Consider the following 20460-nt stretch of genomic DNA (forward strand, 5'->3'; position numbering starts at 1 on the left):
TGGTGGTTTGAAAGTTTTTGCAGAAGCTTTAACGTTTTCTCCTTCCATCATCTCCTATGCCGGATAGCAGGGTGGAAATAGCATGGTGCTTAATTAGATCTATGATGTTTTTTAATTTGAATATAGGCTTTTAGGGTATTGCATGAACGATGGGTTAAAGCGGTCGTCATCCTGAACTTGATTCAGGACCTATGTTTTAATATTATTAATTTTTTTAAATTGTTAGCAGCGAAGAATGCTTTTTCCTGCGCCCTTTCCCATCTGGGGAAAGGTGCCGGCAGGCGCATAGGGGCTGTCTTTTTTCCGCTGCGCTGGCTTGCCTCGGCTAGCCGCCGAAGGGCTCTTACTTTTTTGCTTGATCAAAAAAGTAACAAAAAAATCAAGGCTTGGATCTGATGTCGGATAAATTCGTCAAAGCTTTATTTCGGCAGCACAAGCCGCGATGAAAAATCGCAGAGTACGCGCTGCCTTGGGTAGTGGTGGTTTGAAAGTTTTTGCAGAAGCTTTAACGTTTTCTCCTTCCATCATCTCCTATGCCGGATAGCAGGGTGGAAATAGCATGGTGCTTAATTAGATCTATGATGTTTTTTAATTTGAATATAGGTCTTTAGGGTATTGCATGAACGATGGGTTAAAGCGGTCGTCATCCTGAACTTGATTCAGGGCCTATGTTTTAATATTATTGATTTTTTTCAATCGTTAGCTGCGAAAAATGCTTATTACACGCCCTTTCCCATCCGGGGAAAGGTGCCGCCAGACGGATAGGGGCTGTCATTCAGAACGCCAGCGAAGAATCTTCAGCCCATTTCCACTAAAATCAATATGAACCACTATTCTAAAAAGGTCTCAATTAATTTTCAGCCTTCCACTTCAGCTTTTAACTTTCAGCTTTCTGCTTAACCTTAACTTAACACTCAAGCCCGTTCTTTGCCGAAAAACTATTCTATAACATGCTTAAATATTGGTGTATCTGTTTACTATTCAGTCTTTCGTTATCAAATGGTTATGGTCAGGAGGAGGAAGCATTTCCGCTTTTAGATCACGAAACCAGGAAACCAATTGAATCCCTCATTGAGTTGAAAAAAATATATGCGCAGTCGATAGAAAATGGTAATGCAATTTTGGAAGGGAAATGTTTGCAACAGATGGGGAAAGTGTGTTATCGTCAGGGACACTTCAGGCAATCTTTAGATTTTTTTCTAAAGGCAGATAGAATTTTTAATGTGTCTGATAAACCTTTATTGCTTGCTGCAAACCTAACAGATATCGGCGTGCTTTATTATTATGTGAAACAACCTGATAAGGCATTTAAGTTCTATTCCGCTGCATTGAAAACCTATCAGCGTTTGCAAAATCTGCATGGACAGTCAACCGTTTACGGCCATATTGGTCAGCTTTACGAAAAGCGCAGGAATTACGATCGGGCTTTTTATTATCAAAAAATTGCTTTAAAAATGAGCGAAAAAACTGATGACAAGAGCGGGACAGCAAAAATTTATGAAAATATTGGAAGCATATATGAAGATCTCGAAAAGTACGATCTGGCTCAACTGAATTTCAGAAAGTCACTCACGTTATATCAGGCAGATAAAAACCAGATTGGTAGCATCGAAGTGATTAATAATCTGGGTGATGTTTTACGGAAAACAGGCAAGTACCAGGAAAGTATTACACAAACAGAAACCGCGATGAATCTGGCGAACAAAATGGGCAATATCTATCAATTGGCCTCCTGTTGCAGAGATTTAGGAAAAGCCTACGAGCTATTGAAGCAGATGGATAGTGCTTATTATTATGTGAAGCTTGGATACAAACATACCATCGATTTATATTCAGAAGATGGCGCCAGGCAGGTGGCATTTTTGCAGGTGCTCTATGATATAAATAAGAAAACCGATGAGATTAATAAATTACAAAACGATAAAAAAATAAACAGGATCATTACTTTTTCGGCTACCATAGTAGTTGTGCTACTTGTTATTTTGGGTTTTGTCATCTTCAGCCGGCAACGTTTTAAATTGAAAGATCAGCAGATGCTGGCAAAACAAAAAGAAATTGAGCATGATTTAACCAGTCTGGAACTTAAGAACCTTCAGCTTGAAGAGCAGAATCTAAAGCAACAACTGGAAGTTAAAAGCAGGGAACTTTCTAACCACACTTTAAACCTGATTAAGCACAACCAATTTCTCGAAAATCTTAGAAACACCTTACAATTGATGGTGAAAGATGATAAGCGTGACCAGAAAAAGCAAATGAATCAAATCCTGACGGAGATTAATCAAAGTTTTAATCACGAACGCAATTGGAAAGAGTTTACACAAGCATTCGAACAAGTCCATCACCAGTTTCTGGAAAACCTTAAAAAGTTCAGTAATGCACTTACTTCAGCAGATATGAGATTGATCGCTTTGCTTAAAATGAACCTTGATTCTGCAGATATTGCCACGTTACTAGGTATATCAACAGATAGCCTGAGGGTTTCAAGATATCGGCTGCGTAGAAAGCTTAATCTTGCACAAGGTGATAATTTATCAGCATTTATTCAGGCACTTTAAACGTTACAGCTTACGCTGTTTGACCATAAATTTTTATCCTTTTTTCGACTTAACAATTTGTTAATGTAACGGTAATAAAAGCATAACGGCGTTTTTTAATTATAATAAATTACTGTTAATGAGTACATTGTGTATGTATGTTGCCTTTTGGTTGATGGCTTCAGTAACGGTGTTGCCTTTATGTAACCCAAGTAATTTCTTCGTGTCGGTTTCGTGATACACCTTTGTGCCGTCGATAATAAAAGACACACCAAACACAATGAATAAACTGTTACAAATTTTATTTTTCGTTCTCATTTGTGCGGGCACAGCCAACGCCACAAAAATAAAGGGACATGTTTACGACAAGCAAACCGGGGAAGCCATAGTAGGTGCAACGGTAGTGATGGAAAATCCACGGCAGGTAACCAACACCGGGCTCGATGGTACATTTGAATTTAAGGCGGTGGCCATGGGAAGTACCAAAATCAGCGTAAGCTACATTACTTATAAAACCATTACCCAAACAATTGTTGTGGTGAAGGAAGATAACGAACACCTGAAGTTTTACATGGAAAGTGACTCTAAGAGCCTGGACGATGTAATTATTAAATCAAATCCGGTGAGTTCAACTGATCAGGGTGCCAGAAGATTGGAAAAAAATGCCACACAGATTATGAATATTGTTTCGGGGAAATCCATCGAAATATCTCCTGATTTAACCGTGGCGAATGTGATGCAACGGATTTCAGGTGTTTCAATCGAGCGAAACAGCAATGGCGATGGACAATATGCGATTCTGAGGGGGATGGATAAGAGATACAATTATACACTTGTAAACGGTGTAAAAATTCCAAGTCCTGATAATAAGTATCGCTATGTTCCGCTGGATCTTTTTCCATCCGATCTGTTGGATCGTTTAGAAGTATATAAAACACTTACCCCTAATTTAGAGGGTGATGCGATTGGCGGTGCAATCAATATGGTAATGAAAAATGCGCCAGGTAAGTTTCAGGTAAATGCGAATCTTGCTACAGGTTACAGCCAGTTATTTTTTGATCGCAAATTTGCCAGTTTCAACTCATCGGGGATTCAAGCTAAATCACCTTCAGAACTAAACGGGAAGAGCTATAACGCTACTCAAAATGATTTCACAAAAGGAACACTAGATTATAAGTACAAAAGCCCGGCACCAAATCTTATTGGTAGCTTGTCTTTAAGTCAGCGGTTTTTAGATAATAAATTAGGCGTGGTCTTAGCCGGAAGTTATCAGAACACTTATCGCGGCAGCAACAGCACATTTTACAACAATGCGGTTACTGGCACCGATGCCTATGCAGTGATTACCAGCAAAAGTTACCGTGAATTTTCTGAGCAGCAACAGCGCACGGGTCTGCACGGTAAGGTAGATTATGCTTTTAATAAAAATCACCAGCTAACACTTTACAATGTGTATGTTAATCTTAAAAATCAGCAACTTAGAGATGCGGTAACTACTACTTACAATAGTGTTTACAATCCGGTTGCAGGAAATGCAGAACTGGTTTATAACACAAGAAGCCGCTTAACGGAACAACAGATTTATAACAGTACTTTACATGGCGATCATAAATTTTTTGATGAAAAATTCTTGGTACAATGGTCGGCGGTTTACTCTTCGGCAAAAAATGAAGTGCCGGATAATACGAGCATTAGTCTGAATGGATTACAACAAAACTTTCAAAGCAGAAGAACCAGTTTAGTTAATACTTCGCCGGTAAACCGCAGGTGGGAGCGAAATACAGATGAAGATTTGGCAGGCTATCTTGATCTGACCTATCGTTTTAACATTGGAGAGGATAAACTGGATGTAATGGCTGGTGGTTTGTATCGCGATAAACAACGGAGCAGTTTTTTTAATAATTATACCCTTGCACCTGGTGCTGCAGATGCTGGTCGTTTATATGGCGTGGATTTTCAGAACTATACAGATCTGAATTTAATCGTCACTAATCCAACCGGCGCAGTGGCTAACCCATTGACTTATGATGCCTCAGAAAAAATCAGTGCAGGTTATGCCATGTTTAAATATGTTTCGGCAAAGCTAGAATTAATTGGCGGCGCAAGAGTAGAGCATACCAATCAGGGATATAATTTGCTTTTCCCGGCAGGCGAAACTTTTCCAAAAGGTGGGCAGGTGTACACCGATGTATTACCAAGTTTAACGGCGAAATATTTTTTAACCAATAAAGCACAACTTCACGCATCTTATTACAAGGCACTTAATCGTCCTGGTTTTTACGAAATTGTACCTGGAAGAGTAGTAAACGAAGAGTTTCAGGAACGTGGAAATCCGAATTTAAGACGTGCCCTGGCCGATAACTTCGATTTGCGTTATGAGCTTTTTCCTGGCGCATCTGAGCAATTAATGATTGGTACATTCTATAAGAAAATTAAGGACCCAATTGAATATACATTTCAGGCCGATGCCGTTCGTGGACAGGACATTTATTACACACCTGGGAACTTTGGTACCGCCAATAACTTTGGTGCTGAGGTAGATTACATTAAATACTTCAGCAAAATTGGAGTAAAAGCAAATTACACTTACACCCATTCGCGCATCACCACGCCAAAAACCATCAGAACCATTAACGCCACGACAGGTGATATTCAAGCACTTTCTGTTGATCAGGAACGTCCGCTTTACGGGCAGTCTGAACATATTGGAAACCTATCGTTATTGTTTAAAGACACTAAAAAGGGTTGGGATGCTCAGGTAGCTGGTGCTTACACAGGTCCGCGGATTAATACCGTTTCGCAATTCCTAAACAATGATTTATGGCAGGAAGGCTTTGTTCAGATGGATGCATCAGCAGAGAAACGTTTTAAAGGCGGAATCAGTGTTTTTGTTAAAGCAAACAACATTTTAAATACACCTACCAAATTATTCATTAAAGGAACCAACCCGGAGAATGATAAAATTAGCGAAGATCTGATTAAAGATGGACGTACACTGATCAGAAGTGATTACTATGGTCAAAGTTATTTACTGGGCTTTAGATATAAGTTTAACTAATCGAAATTTTAAAACAAAAAATATGAAATCGAATCAGATTTTTAAATTATTCATCCTTTTGGTGCTGGCCCTTGCCGGATGTGAAAAAGCCAATATTGATGTAGATACTTCCGTTGTTGATGGTTCAGCCATTGGAGAAGTTTCTGGTGTATGGGCAAAAGGAAGTACGCAGGTAATAAAGGGCGATATCATTATCCCGGAGGGTAAATCGCTCACTATTGAAGAAGGTGTAACCATATTAATGGATACGGTTGCCAAACCGGAAATTGTAGTGAAAGGTAATTTGTACGCTTTAGGAACAGCAGAAAACCCGATTAAATTTACGGTAAATGAATTCTATAAAACTGCACAGAAGAAGTTCGGAAAACTTTGGGGTGGGATATTAGCCGGGCCAACCTGCGAAGAGTTAGTGCTGGATCATACGATTATCGAATATGCGGGTTCTACTACTTCAGATGCTTCCACTTCAGTTAAAATGGGATTATATAAAGCTGTAGCTGGCGAGAACCTTCCGGCTTTGTGGTTCGCCAATGCAAAAGGCAAATTAGTGGTGCAAAACAGTGTGTTTAGAAATCTTCAGGAAGATTGTACGTATATTGAAGGAGGAAGAATTATTTTCGCCAATAATGTTTTTTATACCACTGGCGTAACGGGCGGCGAGGCGATGAATTTCAAATCTGGCTGTTTGGCAGATATTGCTTATAATCTGATTTACAGCACCAATACCAATGCTTTAAAACTTTCGAACACTGGCGATAAAACACCTCAAACTTACATTATTGCTTATAACAATACGATGGTAAATACAGGTTGGAGAAGACCAACTGCTAAGGGAGGTTCTATTTGGCTGGAAAGTACCGTACGTGCTGATTTGTACAACAACCTATTCGCTAATACGCGTTTTGGTGTAAAAAGAGACCCGAAAAAACCTGAAGATTCCAGATCTGCATACAGCAATAACTGGTACTATGGTTTTGATCAGGTTACCGTAAACCAATTTCAGCCAAAAGGCGATATAGTTGGCGGTAAAAACGATGTGATCGGTACTACTGCGGGTGCAAATGATCCAAAATTTGTAAACTATCCGGTAAATACAGCGGTAACCAATGCAGATTTTAATACGGCATGGGATTTTCATTTACAGGGTAATTCTCCAGCTCTGGGCAAGGGAATTACAAACTTTACCCGTCATCATCAAGCAGGTATTGTCATGAAAAACGGCATCACCTATACTTCACCAGCACCATCAACTTTTATTGGTGCATATGGCATTAAATTATAAAATGAAGAACAAAAATTTAATCAACATCGCAGCAGTTGCGGTGTTAATCTTAATCATTTCTTGTAATGGCGGAGCACAGCAGACAGATGTGACTGCCATCAAACCATTATACGTTTCAGAACCTGTTGATTTTGATACCGATGACCCTGCAATTTGGGTTAACCCGGCAGATCCGGCTAAATCCTTAGTAATTGGAACAGATAAGGATGCCAATGGCGGATTGTATGTATTTGATTTAAAAGGTAAAACAATCAAGTCGAAAACCGTTAAGGGCTTAAAAAGACCTGATAATGTTGATATTGCCTACGGACTGAGCCTGGCTGGTAAAAAAACGGATATTGCCGTAACCACCGAACGCCTCACCCATAAACTGAGAATTTATTCTTTACCAGATATGAAACCTGTTGATAACGGTGGGATTCCGGTTTTCGTTGGCGAAACTGGAGCAGAGTTTCGCGATCTTATGGGTATTTCGATGTACACCGACTCTAAAGGACAAATTTATGTAATTGTTGGCCGCAAATCAGGCCCGAAAGAAGGTGGTTATTTATGGCAATACTTGCTCAAAGATGATGGAAAGGGTAATGTTAAAGCTGATTTAGTGCGGAAGTTTGGAAGCTATAGCGGCAAAAAAGAAATTGAGGCAATAGCTGTTGATAATGAGTTGGGCTTTGTTTATTACTGTGATGAACAATATGGTGTACGCAAATATTATGCAGATCCAGCGAAAGGAAATAAAGAGTTGGCATTGTTTGGTCAGGGCGATTTTGCTGTAGATAATGAGGGTGTTGCCATTTATAAAACTGCTGGTAATAAAGGATATATTTTAGTTTCTGATCAGGGTGCGAGACAGTTAAAAGTGTATAGCAGAACAGGGAAGGCGGATGCTTCTAATCAACATCCATTGTTAACCACTATAAAATATGCAGCCAATCAAACCGATGGGATCGATGTGGTTTCCGTTCCGTTAAATGCAGATTTTAAACATGGGTTGCTGGTAGCGATGAGTGATGATAAAACTTTTCATTTTTATAGATGGGAAGATTTAGCTGGTAAAAAGCTTGATATTAATCGCTAAATGCATCGGCCATCCAGTGGTTGTTGGCTCACTAAGCATTTGTGTTTTTTAATGCGTTTGTTATTAATGAACCCATGGCATGGTGGCTCACCAACCATTTTGTATTTTGTGGCGATAGCATAGTGTCGATCGCTAGGTGAGAAGAATTTTTTTTCTTTCGCCCTTTCCCTCCCGGGGAAAGGTACCGCTAGGTGAATAGGGGCCATTTTTTCCGCTGCGCAGGCTTGCCTCGGCTGGCCGCCGAAGGGTTTTCTTCTTTTCCTTGATGAAAAGAAGCAAAACCGAGCTTTTCTGCGAGCTCATGAATACCTTAAAACATAAACAACTTATGAATAAATCAAGGCTTGGATCTTTGATGTTGGATTAGCACGTCGAAATTTAAATAGCGGTAGCGCAAGGGCTCGATTTGGTTTGTAATAAAGATTTATTTTAAGGAGCCGTTCGCACTACCTTGGGTTTCGGGTATTTGAAAGTGGGTGCAAAAATTTCAACGGCTTCTCCTTCCATCATCTCCTAGGCCGGAGAGCAGGGTGGCGATCCCTGCGTTTCTATACACCACCTTCGTTCAGCACCGAACCCTTTTTCGCATTTGCATGAATGGTGGGTTAAAACGATCGTCATCCTGAACTTGATTCAGGACCTAAAGAAAAACCGTCATTGTAGGGTCTTCATCAGCTGAAGCAATCTCCATTGAAGAATCTTCAAAAAAGATTGCTTCGTCTTACTTCCTAGCAATGACGATTTTGCTAGTAGATTCATCCTCCAGCATAATGCAAAGGTAGGTCCCGCAGATCTAAATGATTACCGCAGATTTTTGCCGCTCGCTTCTGCGGAAATCTTCTTAATCTGCGGGGAAATTATTTAAGCGAGCAGGGCGGCAATAGCAAGGTGCTGATCACTAGGTGCGAAGAATGTTTTTTTCTTGCGCCCTTTCACTCCAGGGAAAAGGTGCCGTTAGGCAGATTGGGGCCGTCTTTTTCCGCTTCGCTGGCTTGCCTCGGCTGGCCGCCGAATGGCTTTCTTCTTTTCCTTGATGAAAAGAAGCAAAAATCAAGGCTTGGATCTGATGTCGGATTAGCGGGTCGAAATTTAATGAGCGGTAGCGCAAGGGCTCGATTTTGTTTTAAGCGAGGATTTATCTTAGGGAGCCGTTCGCGCTACCTTGGGTTTGAGGTATTTGAGAGTTGGTACAAAAATTTCAACGGCTTCTCCTTCCATCATTTCCTAGGCCGGAGAGCAGGGGGCAGATAGCGTGTTGGGAATAGCAGGTTGCTTGTTGCAGGATGTGATTAATATTTTGTCTTGCGCTCTTTCCCTCCCGGGGAAAGGTGCCGCTAGGCGGATAGGGGCCGTCTTTTTTTTCAATCGAAATAAAGCTATGGGACTTTTGACTCCAGAAAGTTATAGATTTTTTACAATTGAAATCTATCATGATTGATTACTTTTACCCGATACGTAAAAAATTATGAAGAAGGATAGCAGTTGCGATCTTAAGACTTGTTTCATGTGCCAGCTCTCTTTACCAGAATGGCACCCTGCAATTGCAAATAATAGAAATAACTTTATAGCTAAGAAAGGCGAAACAATTTTTAATGAGGGCGAGCCTGTTAAAGGCGTTTATTTTGTTACCTCAGGAAATGTAAAAATCCATAAAAAATGGGGCGACAAAGAATTAATTCTCCGCTTTGCCAATGATGGTGCAATATTCGGTCATCGAGGCATTACTACTAAAATCGATGCCTATCCAATCTCTGCTACCGCTTTAGAAACCACCCATTTCTGCGTGGTGGACCTCGAATTTTTTAAGACTACACTGAAAGTAAATCATGATTTTGCATACAACATGCTGATGTTTTATGCAGATGAGCTTCATTCTTCTGAGCGGAAAATGAGAAACTTAGCGCTCATGTCAGTAAAAGGACGTTTAGCCGTAGCTTTGCTTGAATTGAAAGAACAATTTGGTCTGGATCAGGATGGTTTTTTATCGCTGGAACTGAGCCGACAAGATTTGGCCGCTTTTACAGGAGCAACATATGAAACAGTCTTTAGAACCATGAACGAACTTTTAGCAGAACAGCTTATTAAAGTAAATGGCAAAGCCTTAGGTATTTTAAATGAAGCTGGCTTAATCGAACTGGCAACAAGATAATGATAGGCATGGTTTTTTGCGGTGGAAAGAGCACCCGAATGGGTACAGATAAAGGCCTTATTCCTGTTATGGAAGAAAATTGGGCTTCGCTTGCTTGCAAAAAATTAAGCGCATTAGGTATTCCGGTAAAGGTGTCTATCAATTCCGGTCAGGAAAAAGATTATCTAAAATTTTTCAACAAAGAACAACTATTGCCAGATAACCTTTCTCTTAGTATAGCCGGACCATTGCTGGGACTTTTATCCACACATGTTCAATATCCAACAGAAAATATATTTGTTTTAGCCTGCGACCTTCCCTTAATGAGCACCAGCTTATTGAGTCGTTTACAATCAGCGGAAGAGAAAGTACCAGATGCAGATGCCATTGTTTACGTCAATGCAGGTAATATGGAACCGCTTTGTGCTATTTATAAAGCAAAAGGTTTAATCAAAATTATGAATGAACTGAAGGCTGAAAAATTAACCAGACACAGCATGAAGCATATTTTGAGTCTTCTTAAAGTGCATCGACTCGAGATTCCCGAAGGGGAAGAAAAGGCTTTCACTAACTTCAATGTTCATGGCATTACGTAATTGTCGGTCGATTTCGTGACTTTGGTAAACTCATTTTTACTGCTTTCGCATACCGTACAGCAATAGTCATGACGTAAATTTTCAAATGGCGTATGAGGTAAAATACCAGATTCTATCTCCCCAATGGCTTCGCTATAGATGGTAAAACACTTGCTGCACTGATAAAGATTTTCTTGTGCTATCGGGTTAGATTTCTCTTTGTCAGGAGTATTGCTCACTTTTTTGTCCTGTTTAATCTCTTTTCTGAAAACATAAAACTTCATAATCACCCGCCTCAACTGCTCCGGTAGCATCGCTTTTGGGTTACCACTGCTAAAGATTTCTTCCGTTCGTTCATTGGGGTTAAAATCTTTCGCTCTTAAAATATCGTAAACTGGCAAAAGCTTAATTCCTGGCAAATTAATCAGGTAACGTTTGCGAATCAGAATACTGCTAAAAATTTCACTTTTTTTCCTGGTTTTAATACCGAAACAAATGCCGTAAGTGCGGATGTCATCAATACTCAGGTACTTAACCAGATAATTTTTAAGGTCCAGACTTTCAGTGGAATTATCTTCAATCTGAAAATTCAGTTCATTAGCCGCATGCCGCATGTTGATGTTGAATTCTTCCAGCAGGCTGTTCCAAAGTGCTTTATCTTTTTCGTCGATCCCTTTAATAATAATGCTCTTCCAGGATGTACAGCAAATCTGGCCAACTTTAGTTTCGGTACAAAGCAGACAAAGTTTCTTTAAGAAGGTAACCCTAAACAACTCATCTCGTCTGTAAATTCCAAGCCAGTATTTGTTGTTGTAACGGTTAAGCCCTTCATAGTAAGGGAGATTAAACGGCGTAGACGGAGCCCGGTTTGTTGCTGCTTTTGTAATGCAATCATCTGTTAGAATCTGTTTAAAGAGTTCAGCACCACTTGCATTAATATTATCGATAAATTCATCACTGTTCGAGGTAATGAGTGCTTCAATTTGCCTGGTTATCTTCGAAATGCTGTTTGTGTAGCAAAGCTGATCCCATTCGTAAACCACATTGGTTTTAGGGAAACGAATGACCAGGTGCCAGTAATGTTCCGCTTCAACCGAAGCAATCCAGTTAATATTGCCCGTTAACATCGGTGTGAAACTTTGGTTATTGTCGCAAATGTTCACTTTTAAACGCGGTTTAAAATCAATCGCTTCCAATACATCCTGATACACACCTTCCGTAAGCCATGAATTTCTTACAAAAATTTCTTCAGCAGGATAGGAGCTTACGATATTAGGATACTGGCTCTGGTCTACTTCATAATCAATAGCTAAACGGTCGAGCTCATTGGTAAACGTTTCTGCATTGTAACTGATGGTATCTAAAAATAACTGTTGCCGCAAGCCAAACCGTACATATTGGATTTTCGCCTTCGAAGCCGCCACCAAAATGTTATATAGGTTTCCGGGAGAGATAATCCCGCCGGGAAAATTAATGATGATTGTTATTGCTTGCATATCAGTTGATTAACAATCCAAATTCTTTTACCGCTTTGGGGAAATTTTTATTTTCATGCCCGGGTCTGCAAAGTTTTAATAAGGCAAACCTTTGGATATCAGTAAGCCTTTTCCATTGATTTAAAGAAAGATTCAGCTCAATTTCACTCGATTTTTCCATCAACATTTCCGGAATCTGCTGTAAGTTGGCCCAGGCGGGTTGTGTATCTATATCCAGTTTTGTAGCCGCGTTTCCAGTATGTTTTGCAATTAATGCAATTAAATATTGATGATAATAGTCTACCGCTTCGCTTTGATCAATCGGCATTAAGGCCAGTTTTACCCTTTCCTCCGGATGAAATTTGCTCCACTCGCTTAGCTTAAGTTTCACGCCGGCAGCATCCATTTTAAAACGGACAACCATTGGGATGCAACGAACATTATCTTCCATAAAATCTTCTTCAAATTTGAAGTACTCTATTCCCTGTACGTTGATAAATTCAGAAGGCGTGGCGTTGGTGTTTCTTCTCATCTTTTTTTTTTCTTAATCCTGTTCAACCGGAATCTGTATCGGAGCATCTTTAAGCACATTTACAAAAGCATCCAGAATGTTTTTAACTTCTGGTCTGCAACTGCCACAACCCATTCCGGCTCCTGTTAACTGACAAAGCTGTAAATGATCTTTACAACCCTCCTTAATTTTGTTAATTATATTTCCTTCGCCCACATTGTTGCAGCTGCAAATGGTTTTTCCAATAATCGGCTCTGCGGTTTTTCCACTTCTTAATAACTGAAGCCGTTTTTCGCTCAACTCCATTTTGGTCTCAATTAAATTTCTGAATTCCAGAAATTCGCTTTTATCACCAATCAGGATGGCGCCAACCAGTTTGTCCTGATGCACAATGCATTTTTTGTAATAGCGCTTTGCTTTATCTATGAAAATAATTTCCTCGTAACCTTCACCATTATTCGGGATTTCTGCCAAACCAAGTGTACACAGTTCCAAGCTGTGCATTTTGAGAATGTTCATCAGCAAACTCCCACTGTAATATTTTCCAATATCGCCACAAAGGAAACGGGCTACTATTTCGGCTTGTTGCTCTGCGGCGGCGGTAATGCCATAAAGCTGATCATTAAATTCTGCAATTTCACCAATAGCAAAGGTGTCTTTAGCATTGGTTCGCAAATATTCATCTACAATAACACCTCTTTTGCAATCGATGCCGGCCTGTTTTATCAATTCAATATTAGGAACGGTACCAATGGCGATGACTAAAGACTGGCAATCTATCAAACGACCACTTTTTAAACGTATACCGGAAATATCTTTGTTACCTAAAAAACGGTCTACTTCATCATTGTAAATAATTTCGATGCCTTTACCGATGATCTCTTCATGCAGCAGCTGGCTTCCCATCATATCCAGTTGCCTGCCCATTAAACGGGAAATCCTTTGTACAATGGTAACTTTTGCTCCGATTTCGCTAAGCGAGGTTGCCAGTTCAATCCCAAGTAAACCGCCACCTACAATCACTACCTGTTTGTTCGTGCGGTCGATGTGCGCTTTGAAAAGATCGGCATCTGTTCTACTGCGCATGGTAAAAATCCCATTCATTGAGGGCATATCTTTTAAAACGAATGACCTGCTTCCTGTTGCCAGCACCAATACATCGTAATGGTGGGTAATGCCTTTACTATCAGTTACTGTTTTTTCATCTTTCGATATTTTGCTGATTTCTACTCCGCGATGCAATTTGATATGGTAATCATTTTCCTCATCATCGCTCATTTTGATCAGGTTGTGCCAGGGTAAAGTACCAATAATGTAGTCGGGGAGGAGTACCCGGTTGTAAAATGGAAAATCTTCCTTACTAAAAACTTCAATTTCATCATCTACATTTAAAGCACGGTAGCTTTTTACGAAGCCGCATGCGCCTGCACCCGCACCAACAACGATGATTTTCTGCCTTGGCTTTTTGTATAGCTTTACCTCAACAGCGCTGTATTTAAAATCGGGTTCTTTGCTGATAGGATCAACGAGGTTATTGGTTAAGTTGTTTACCCGGTGGAGGTCATAATTATTGATTAATCCCCAGTGCATGGGCATAAAAACCACACCTGGTTTAATGTCTTCAGAGTATTTCACCTTTACCCTTACGTCACCACGCAGGCTGGAAACTTCAACAAGATCGTCATTCTTAATATTTCTTTCTGCGGCATCTGCCGGATTAATTTCTAAAAATGTTTCGCTCAGGTGCTGGTTCAACTTCGTCACCTTACCAGTTTTACTCCGGGTATGCCATTGATCTCTGATTCTTCCCGTAGTAAGAATTAGCGGATGCTCCGGACTCAATTTTTCAGATAAATTCTCATCAGAAAAGGTGTGGATGTTCGCTTTCTCGTCAGCCGTATAAAATTTTAAGTCAGTAAATAATCTGGCGGTTCCGGCTGGAGGAGCATTTTGAGGATATGGCCACTGAACGGCTCTTTTTTCCTTTAAGATATCGTAATTTAATCCACTGATATCGATGTTTGTGCCAGCGGTGAGTGCGGCATGTTCCAGGTAAATCTCCGAAGGATCTTTAAAATCAAATCCGGAATAACCCATTTTCTTCGCGAAACGACAAATGATTTCTGCATCAGGTAAAGCCTCTTCTGGTGCATCAACAATTTTGCTTAGGTGCGAAATGTATCGGCCTGCATTGGTCATGGTGCCTTCTTTTTCGGCCCAGGCCGCTGCGGGCAAAACTACATCAGCATATTTTAAAGTCTCTGTTTTATTGCTAATGTCTTGAACCACCACAAATTTAGCTTTTTTAAGTCCGGCTTCAGCCATTCTCACATCGGGTAAACTGATAAGTGGATTGGTGCATAAAATCCAGATGGCCTTTAGTTTGCCTGAATTTAATTCATCAAACATTTCAGTAGCCGTAAGGCCAGGTTTCGAATTAATGGTGCCCAGCGGAATCTTCCAGAAAGTTTCTACTTCATTTCGGTCTGTCTCATTTGCTAAATTTCGGTGTGCCGGAAGTAAATTGCTTAATCCACCAACCTCTCTTCCACCCATGGCATTGGGTTGGCCTGTTAATGAAAATGGTCCGCTGCCAGGTTTTCCTATATGTCCGGTAATGAGGTTTAAGTTAATTAAAGAAAGGTTTTTATTCGTACCCACTACACTTTGGTTCAAACCCATTGTCCACATGGTAAGGAAACCATTTGCATGGCCTATAAAAGATGCGGCCGTGCGGATATCAGTTTCGGTAATGCCACAAATAATAGCTGCTTCAGTGATGGAAGTATTTAGCACATTATCCCGGTAGGCTTCGAATCCGTTAGTATGCTGATTAATAAAGGTATTGTTAGTTTTACCTTCAGTAATTAAACAATTCGCAATGGCATGATGTAAGGTGATATCAGTACCCGGATTAATCTGTAAGTGTAAATCTGCAAGCGCACAGGTTTGCGTTCTCCGCGGATCGCTTACTATAATTTTCAGATTCGGATTCTTCGCTTTCGCAGCTTCTATCCGTCGCCATAAAATTGGGTGACACCAGGCAGGATTAGCACCAGCTACAAAAATACAATCGGCCAGTTCAATATCATCATAGCTGATGGGCACGCTATCTTCACCCAAGCTCATTTTATAACCAACAACCGCACTGCTCATACATAAGCGGCTGTTGGTATCGATATTATTACTACCGATAAAGCCTTTAATTAATTTATTTACAACATAATATTCTTCTGTTAAGCATTGTCCGCTGGCATAAAATGCCACACTATCCGGACCATGCTTTTCTATCAACGCCTTAAAAACTGCTGCGGTTCGCTCTAATGCAGTATCCCAACTCACACGCTGTAAGGGCATATTTTTATTGTACCGCATCTGCGGATAAAGCAAACGATCGCTTTTATCGTTAACCGTATAATGCAGATTCATCCCTTTGCTACACAACATGCCGCGGTTTACCGGATGCGTTTGATCGCCTTCGACAGTAAGGTTATCCTGCGCATCTTTATTGACCACAATTCCACAGCCCACACCGCAATAGCAGCAGGTAGTTGTGTTTGATTTTAATATGGGCTTTTCTTGTTTCAAAAGGCGACTGAATATAACGGATGAACTATTTTGACGGGTTTAATACTAAATCTTCTACCTGACTTTGTTTTTGTGCCATAACAGTTCTAAAAATGAACACTGCAATGCCAACGGCAAAAATAATATAACCAAGTAAGGTAAAGGCACTGGTATAGTCAATTAAATCTTTGTGCAGGTTAGCACTTTGGCCAGCAACATTTTTGGTGAGGTGACTCGCCTTCGCTTTAAACATAAACGCAATAAGCATAGCGCCAATATTACCACCAGCACCTACAATTCCGGCTACACTTCCTACTGCTTTTGGATTGATAAAGGGAACCAGGCTATAGGTTGCTCCATTTGCCATTTTTAAACTCAGGCCGAAAACAAACATCATAAAAATAGCCATACCGATATTGCCAGATTTGGCGAACCAGATCAATCCAACTCCTTCTAGTAATAATAGGGAAGCTAATAGCAATGTTTTCCCATCAAATCCCCAGGTTTTTCCAATTTTATCTGCCAGTATACCACCCAACGGGCGTGCGAAAATATTAATCCATCCAAAAATCCCGGCTACCATTCCGGCAACGGCAATTGTTGCTCCAAAAGAATCGGTAAAAAAGATTGGAACAAAGTTGTCTACGGTAATCTCTACCCCAAAACAGGCGGCGTAGGCGATGGTTAAAATCCAGGTGCGATAATCTTTAGCGGCAAGAAGAAAGGTGTTTTCTTTAGATTTTTCTTCCATGTCCAGGTTTTTAAAATCTCCTGCGGGACTATCCAGCGTATACCGATGGTAAAGAAATGCACAAACCAGTAACATAATGCCAGGAAAAAGCATCGCATAACGCCAGCTATCTGCAGAAGTACAAAGCCCAACAGCGGTAAGGCCAGATGCAATTAGTGGCATAAAAAAGTTTGCCGCACCTCCGCCTGCGTTTCCAAACCCACCTGCGGTAGCATTGGCGGTTCCTTTAATATTTGGCGCAAACATAATTGAAGTGTGAAATTGCGTAATTACAAATGAAGCACCAATCAAACCAATGGCTAACCTGAAAATCAAAAATGACAGGTAAGACTGGCTGGTGCCAATCAGGATAACAGGTATGGCGCACAACACCAGCAACCAGGTGTAAATAAGTTTAGGACCATACTTATCAATCAATCTTCCGATTAATAAACGGGCAAGAATGGTGGCAGATACGGAAGCAATCTGAATATTTCCAACCTGATCTTTAGTCAGGTCTAATTGCTCTCTGGCTATTTTCATCAGTGGAGCCATTCCGAACCAGGCGAAAAAGCAAAAGAAAAAAGTTAACCAGGTAATGTGAAAGGTTTTCATTTGAACGCCTTTCAAAGAGAATATGTAGAGTTTGCTGAGGGGTTGATTAGTTAAATTCGACATTGCTGATAGTTTGTTTGGTTTGCATGAATACTGTATGCCTATGCCAGGCCTATTTTCCTTTCTGCACGTAATTCGGCTTTTTTTCTACCTCCAGAAAAACGATCCCGATTAAAATTTATCGAAACATCTAAGCTTTTGAATGATAGACGAAAAGTCTTTTATTTGGGTTCGGTTCCGATATAAACTGTTCCGTTTTCTATTTTTACAGGATAAGTTTTAATCGCGCACTCGTCGCCACTTAAACATTCTCCTGTTATTAACGAAAAGTTTTTTTTGTGAAATGGACAGGCTACCTTAGGTTCATCGGTAGCTGTACCAATCATTCCGCGACTTAATGCCATTTGTTTGCGGTGCGGGCATTCATTCTGGGTGGCATACCATTCATTTCTTCTGGTGAAATAAAATAATGCAATTTGATCTTCACCATTCTTTACACAGACACCGCCATTTTCTACAGCATCCTCTACTCTGCAAGCGGCCAACCAATTGTTCGATGTTTCTATCATCTTTTTTGGATAAGGGTTAATATTAAACAATAATATATTTGGCTAGCGTAAAATATGTTAAGTTAATCTCAAACCATTTAAGTTTCCGAGTTCTTACCTAAATGTTTGTTTGTATTAACTATTAAAATCTTTAAATGTGATTTTTGATATTCAAATATACTATAATAGTATATAATTATTAGTGTTTAAATGATTTTTATCATATATATATCAATATAATTAAAATTTTTATATCAATTTTATGTGTATTTATTGATTTAAGTAATTTTTAAGCTTATTAATGTTGTTATTTTTTAATATTAATAAGTTTAATAGGTATTTTTTTTTAGGTTGGATGGATGTTTTTTTTGTTATTATCCTTGTTTATGACTTTTTATTTGTTTTTTAATGTAAAAATTAATGTTTTGTGTTTGATTTTTTTTGATTTTTAATTTTCTAAATTCTAAATCATAGTTTTTAGTATCATTCATCCAGACCGTATTTAAGTAATAATTTAATTCAGATAAGTCTGGTTGCCTAAGTGGTTATTAAAGGGATGGTTGATGAATCAGTTTCCTGTAGATCAGTGTTATGAAAATGTTGTACGTTTCTATAAAAACGTCAAAACAATTCATACATAAATAGGCTTATAAAAGGAAAATATATAGAATGAGCACACAAAAACCAATTGCAAAAGACTTACAAAAATTTATAGATCGTTTTGAGCCTGCTAAATTTAAGATCATGAGATCTGGAATTGAAATAAGGGGGGTAAGCAATATTCACCAGGCCATTCAAACGGCTAAAGATATTATTGAAAAATTAAAGCTTAACCTCAACATTTCGCATAGTGCAGATATGGTGAGTTATGGTGGTTTTGAAGTGAACCTTCGTTAATTACACTTTTAAAGAACTGAGTAGGACAAGCCAGTCCACTCAGTTTTTTACTCGAAGAATTTTAATTCGCTCGCTAATTAATTTCCTGGCTAACATTTAATAGGCCTGCTTAATTACTGTTATTAATCAGATTAAAAGAAAAGCAATAACACCCAAACATGCTTTTTGTACATTGGCTATCTTTTCCTTCTTTATTGTGATGTTACACAATAAAGTCATGTTTAATTAACGAAAAACCTAATCTTCTGTTTATATGTTCTGTTCGTAATAAACCTAAAGGGTATTTTGAAATAATTACATTAAACAGCTTATTATTTATGAATGATTTAACATCTGATAAACCCCAAGATACAATACCTCATGTTTCCCAATGGTCAGCATTTCTGCATGCTAAGTGTCCGCGATGTAGACTTGGATCTGCTTTTACAGGTGCGATGTACGGATTTAAGATTCAGAAAATGAAGGAGGTTTGTGAAGTTTGTGCACTAAAGTTTGAGCGTGAGCCAGGATACTTTTACGTATCGATGTTTGTGAGTTACGCCATGAATGTTGCAGAAATAATCTTCCTGGGTGTAGCTGCCTATGTATTAGGTCTCGATATTATTTATGAAAATTTATGGTATTTTGTGATAATTATCTTCACGGGTGTATTGTTATTCTCTCCGCTAAATTATCGTTATTCGCGTATGGTATTGCTTTACTGGCTTTCTCCTGGCTTGCATTATGATCCTTCAAGAATTAAAAAGCGATGAATCGGTTAGTGGATCCCTCAAGGGAATCCCTTTTATAACAAATCGTCCTGCTGAACTTGATTCACTGTTGTCCGGTAAAACTTTTTGAACAAATTTTTACCGGACAGCCTAATCACAAATGGCTGCAATATTCCTTAACCAAAAGAATATTTTGCAGGATATAGAAGCTATGAGCGGTTTAAAATATTAAAACCTCTGAAAATGATAGTTTTTTACCGGACAGCCGAATTAGTGCAAGATTTTTAGGAAACCTATAAAACAATGGGCTTACCTTTTAAAAATGAGATAAAAACAGCTTTTTTAGCTTGATTTAAAGGATTTAATGGATCGTTTAAACTTTAACCGGACAACAGTGAACTTGATTCAGGATCTTACCTGGATAAGTGTTGAACTAAATTTACTGCGTAGCTTTCCGCTGCGCTACAGGTCAGCATGACGAATCGGTTAGTTTATCCTATGATAAAATTGTCTTTGCGAAGCAGATCATTCATCTGCTGAAGCAATCTTTATCAAAGAAACCTATAAAATAGATTGCTTCGTCGTACCTCCTCGCAATTGCGAGAAACGATTTTTCTCCTTTTCGTGGCAACCTCATTGCTGCTGATGCTGTAGCAATGAGGTTGCCACAAACATTACCGATGAAAAATCGGAGCATGTTCTCGCAAGGACGTTCAAATAGTATAAAAACTAGCAGTAAAACTTACACTTGT

13 protein-coding genes are annotated in these 20460 nt (G+C 39.3%); 8 read left to right on the forward strand and 5 right to left on the reverse strand.

Going from position 1 to position 20460, the window contains the following annotated elements; genetic code table 11:
- The first annotated feature begins 950 nt into the window (after positions 1–950).
- The 6 genes from ACN1CD_RS20995 (at position 951) to mobA (ending at position 10676) form a co-directional block, all read left to right on the forward strand.
- A complete protein-coding gene (locus ACN1CD_RS20995) occupies positions 951–2555 on the forward strand; it encodes a tetratricopeptide repeat protein (protein ID WP_419132374.1) in 1605 nt (534 codons plus the stop codon).
- A 259-nt stretch (positions 2556–2814) separates the two neighbouring features.
- The gene (locus ACN1CD_RS21000; RefSeq protein WP_419132375.1) at positions 2815–5592 is read left to right on the forward strand and encodes a TonB-dependent receptor domain-containing protein; all 2778 of its coding nucleotides are present in this window, start codon (positions 2815–2817) and stop codon (positions 5590–5592) included.
- Between the two features lie 22 nt (positions 5593–5614).
- Entirely contained in the window at positions 5615–6874 is a 1260-nt protein-coding gene (locus ACN1CD_RS21005; RefSeq protein ID WP_419132376.1) for a right-handed parallel beta-helix repeat-containing protein, read from the forward strand.
- Position 6875: 1 nt separating this feature from the next.
- Positions 6876–7952 (forward strand): phytase, encoded by a 1077-nt coding sequence (locus ACN1CD_RS21010; RefSeq protein ID WP_419132377.1) that lies wholly within the window; start codon positions 6876–6878, stop codon positions 7950–7952.
- A gap of 1504 nt (positions 7953–9456) precedes the next feature.
- Complete coding sequence (locus ACN1CD_RS21015) at positions 9457–10101, forward strand: Crp/Fnr family transcriptional regulator (RefSeq protein ID WP_419132378.1); 645 nt, start codon at positions 9457–9459, stop codon at positions 10099–10101.
- Positions 10102–10109: 8 nt separating this feature from the next.
- Positions 10110–10676, forward strand: coding sequence for a molybdenum cofactor guanylyltransferase (gene mobA / locus ACN1CD_RS21020; protein WP_419132455.1), 567 nt, complete (start codon positions 10110–10112; stop codon positions 10674–10676).
- On the opposite strand, the gene ACN1CD_RS21025 is transcribed toward mobA, so the two are convergent.
- The 5 genes from ACN1CD_RS21025 to nirD form a co-directional block, all read right to left on the reverse strand.
- Positions 10661–12151: a rubredoxin gene (locus tag ACN1CD_RS21025; RefSeq protein ID WP_419132379.1), complete on the reverse strand. Its 1491-nt coding sequence runs from the start codon at positions 12149–12151 to the stop codon at positions 10661–10663. The genes mobA and ACN1CD_RS21025 overlap by 16 nt on opposite strands.
- 1 nt (position 12152) lies before the next feature.
- Positions 12153–12662 (reverse strand): nitrate reductase associated protein, encoded by a 510-nt coding sequence (locus tag ACN1CD_RS21030; RefSeq protein ID WP_419132380.1) that lies wholly within the window; start codon positions 12660–12662, stop codon positions 12153–12155.
- Positions 12663–12674: 12 nt separating this feature from the next.
- The gene (locus tag ACN1CD_RS21035; RefSeq protein ID WP_419132381.1) at positions 12675–16229 is read right to left on the reverse strand and encodes a molybdopterin-dependent oxidoreductase; all 3555 of its coding nucleotides are present in this window, start codon (positions 16227–16229) and stop codon (positions 12675–12677) included.
- A 25-nt stretch (positions 16230–16254) separates the two neighbouring features.
- Positions 16255–17553: an MFS transporter gene (locus tag ACN1CD_RS21040; protein ID WP_419132382.1), complete on the reverse strand. Its 1299-nt coding sequence runs from the start codon at positions 17551–17553 to the stop codon at positions 16255–16257.
- A 221-nt stretch (positions 17554–17774) separates the two neighbouring features.
- On the reverse strand, positions 17775–18122 hold the full coding sequence (gene nirD, locus ACN1CD_RS21045; RefSeq protein ID WP_419132383.1) for a nitrite reductase small subunit NirD: 348 nt from the start codon (positions 18120–18122) through the stop codon (positions 17775–17777).
- Positions 18123–18770: 648 nt separating this feature from the next.
- Here nirD and ACN1CD_RS21050 point away from each other — a divergent pair.
- Both ACN1CD_RS21050 and ACN1CD_RS21055 read left to right on the forward strand, forming a co-directional pair.
- Entirely contained in the window at positions 18771–18998 is a 228-nt protein-coding gene (locus ACN1CD_RS21050; RefSeq protein WP_419132384.1) for a hypothetical protein, read from the forward strand.
- 317 nt (positions 18999–19315) lie between these two features.
- Positions 19316–19750 (forward strand): DUF983 domain-containing protein, encoded by a 435-nt coding sequence (locus tag ACN1CD_RS21055; protein ID WP_419132385.1) that lies wholly within the window; start codon positions 19316–19318, stop codon positions 19748–19750.
- Positions 19751–20460: the final 710 nt, after the last annotated feature.

The sequence above is a fragment of the Pedobacter sp. N23S346 genome, from assembly GCF_048515415.1.
Lineage (GTDB): Bacteria > Bacteroidota > Bacteroidia > Sphingobacteriales > Sphingobacteriaceae > Pedobacter.

What these genes read in the sequence shown, in the direction of transcription:
- ACN1CD_RS21040 (WP_419132382.1), bottom strand. Translation starts at nt 17,553, where the DNA reads ATGAAAACCTTTCACATTACCTGGTTAACTTTTTTCTTTTGCTTTTTC.
- ACN1CD_RS21050 (WP_419132384.1), top strand. Translation starts at nt 18,771, where the DNA reads ATGAGCACACAAAAACCAATTGCAAAAGACTTACAAAAATTTATAGAT.
- ACN1CD_RS21010 (WP_419132377.1), top strand. Translation starts at nt 6,876, where the DNA reads ATGAAGAACAAAAATTTAATCAACATCGCAGCAGTTGCGGTGTTAATC.
- ACN1CD_RS21000 (WP_419132375.1), top strand. Translation starts at nt 2,815, where the DNA reads ATGAATAAACTGTTACAAATTTTATTTTTCGTTCTCATTTGTGCGGGC.
- ACN1CD_RS21025 (WP_419132379.1), bottom strand. Translation starts at nt 12,151, where the DNA reads ATGCAAGCAATAACAATCATCATTAATTTTCCCGGCGGGATTATCTCT.
- mobA (WP_419132455.1), top strand. Translation starts at nt 10,110, where the DNA reads ATGGTTTTTTGCGGTGGAAAGAGCACCCGAATGGGTACAGATAAAGGC.
- ACN1CD_RS21015 (WP_419132378.1), top strand. Translation starts at nt 9,457, where the DNA reads ATGTGCCAGCTCTCTTTACCAGAATGGCACCCTGCAATTGCAAATAAT.
- ACN1CD_RS21005 (WP_419132376.1), top strand. Translation starts at nt 5,615, where the DNA reads ATGAAATCGAATCAGATTTTTAAATTATTCATCCTTTTGGTGCTGGCC.
- nirD (WP_419132383.1), bottom strand. Translation starts at nt 18,122, where the DNA reads ATGATAGAAACATCGAACAATTGGTTGGCCGCTTGCAGAGTAGAGGAT.
- ACN1CD_RS21055 (WP_419132385.1), top strand. Translation starts at nt 19,316, where the DNA reads ATGAATGATTTAACATCTGATAAACCCCAAGATACAATACCTCATGTT.
- ACN1CD_RS20995 (WP_419132374.1), top strand. Translation starts at nt 951, where the DNA reads ATGCTTAAATATTGGTGTATCTGTTTACTATTCAGTCTTTCGTTATCA.
- ACN1CD_RS21030 (WP_419132380.1), bottom strand. Translation starts at nt 12,662, where the DNA reads ATGAGAAGAAACACCAACGCCACGCCTTCTGAATTTATCAACGTACAG.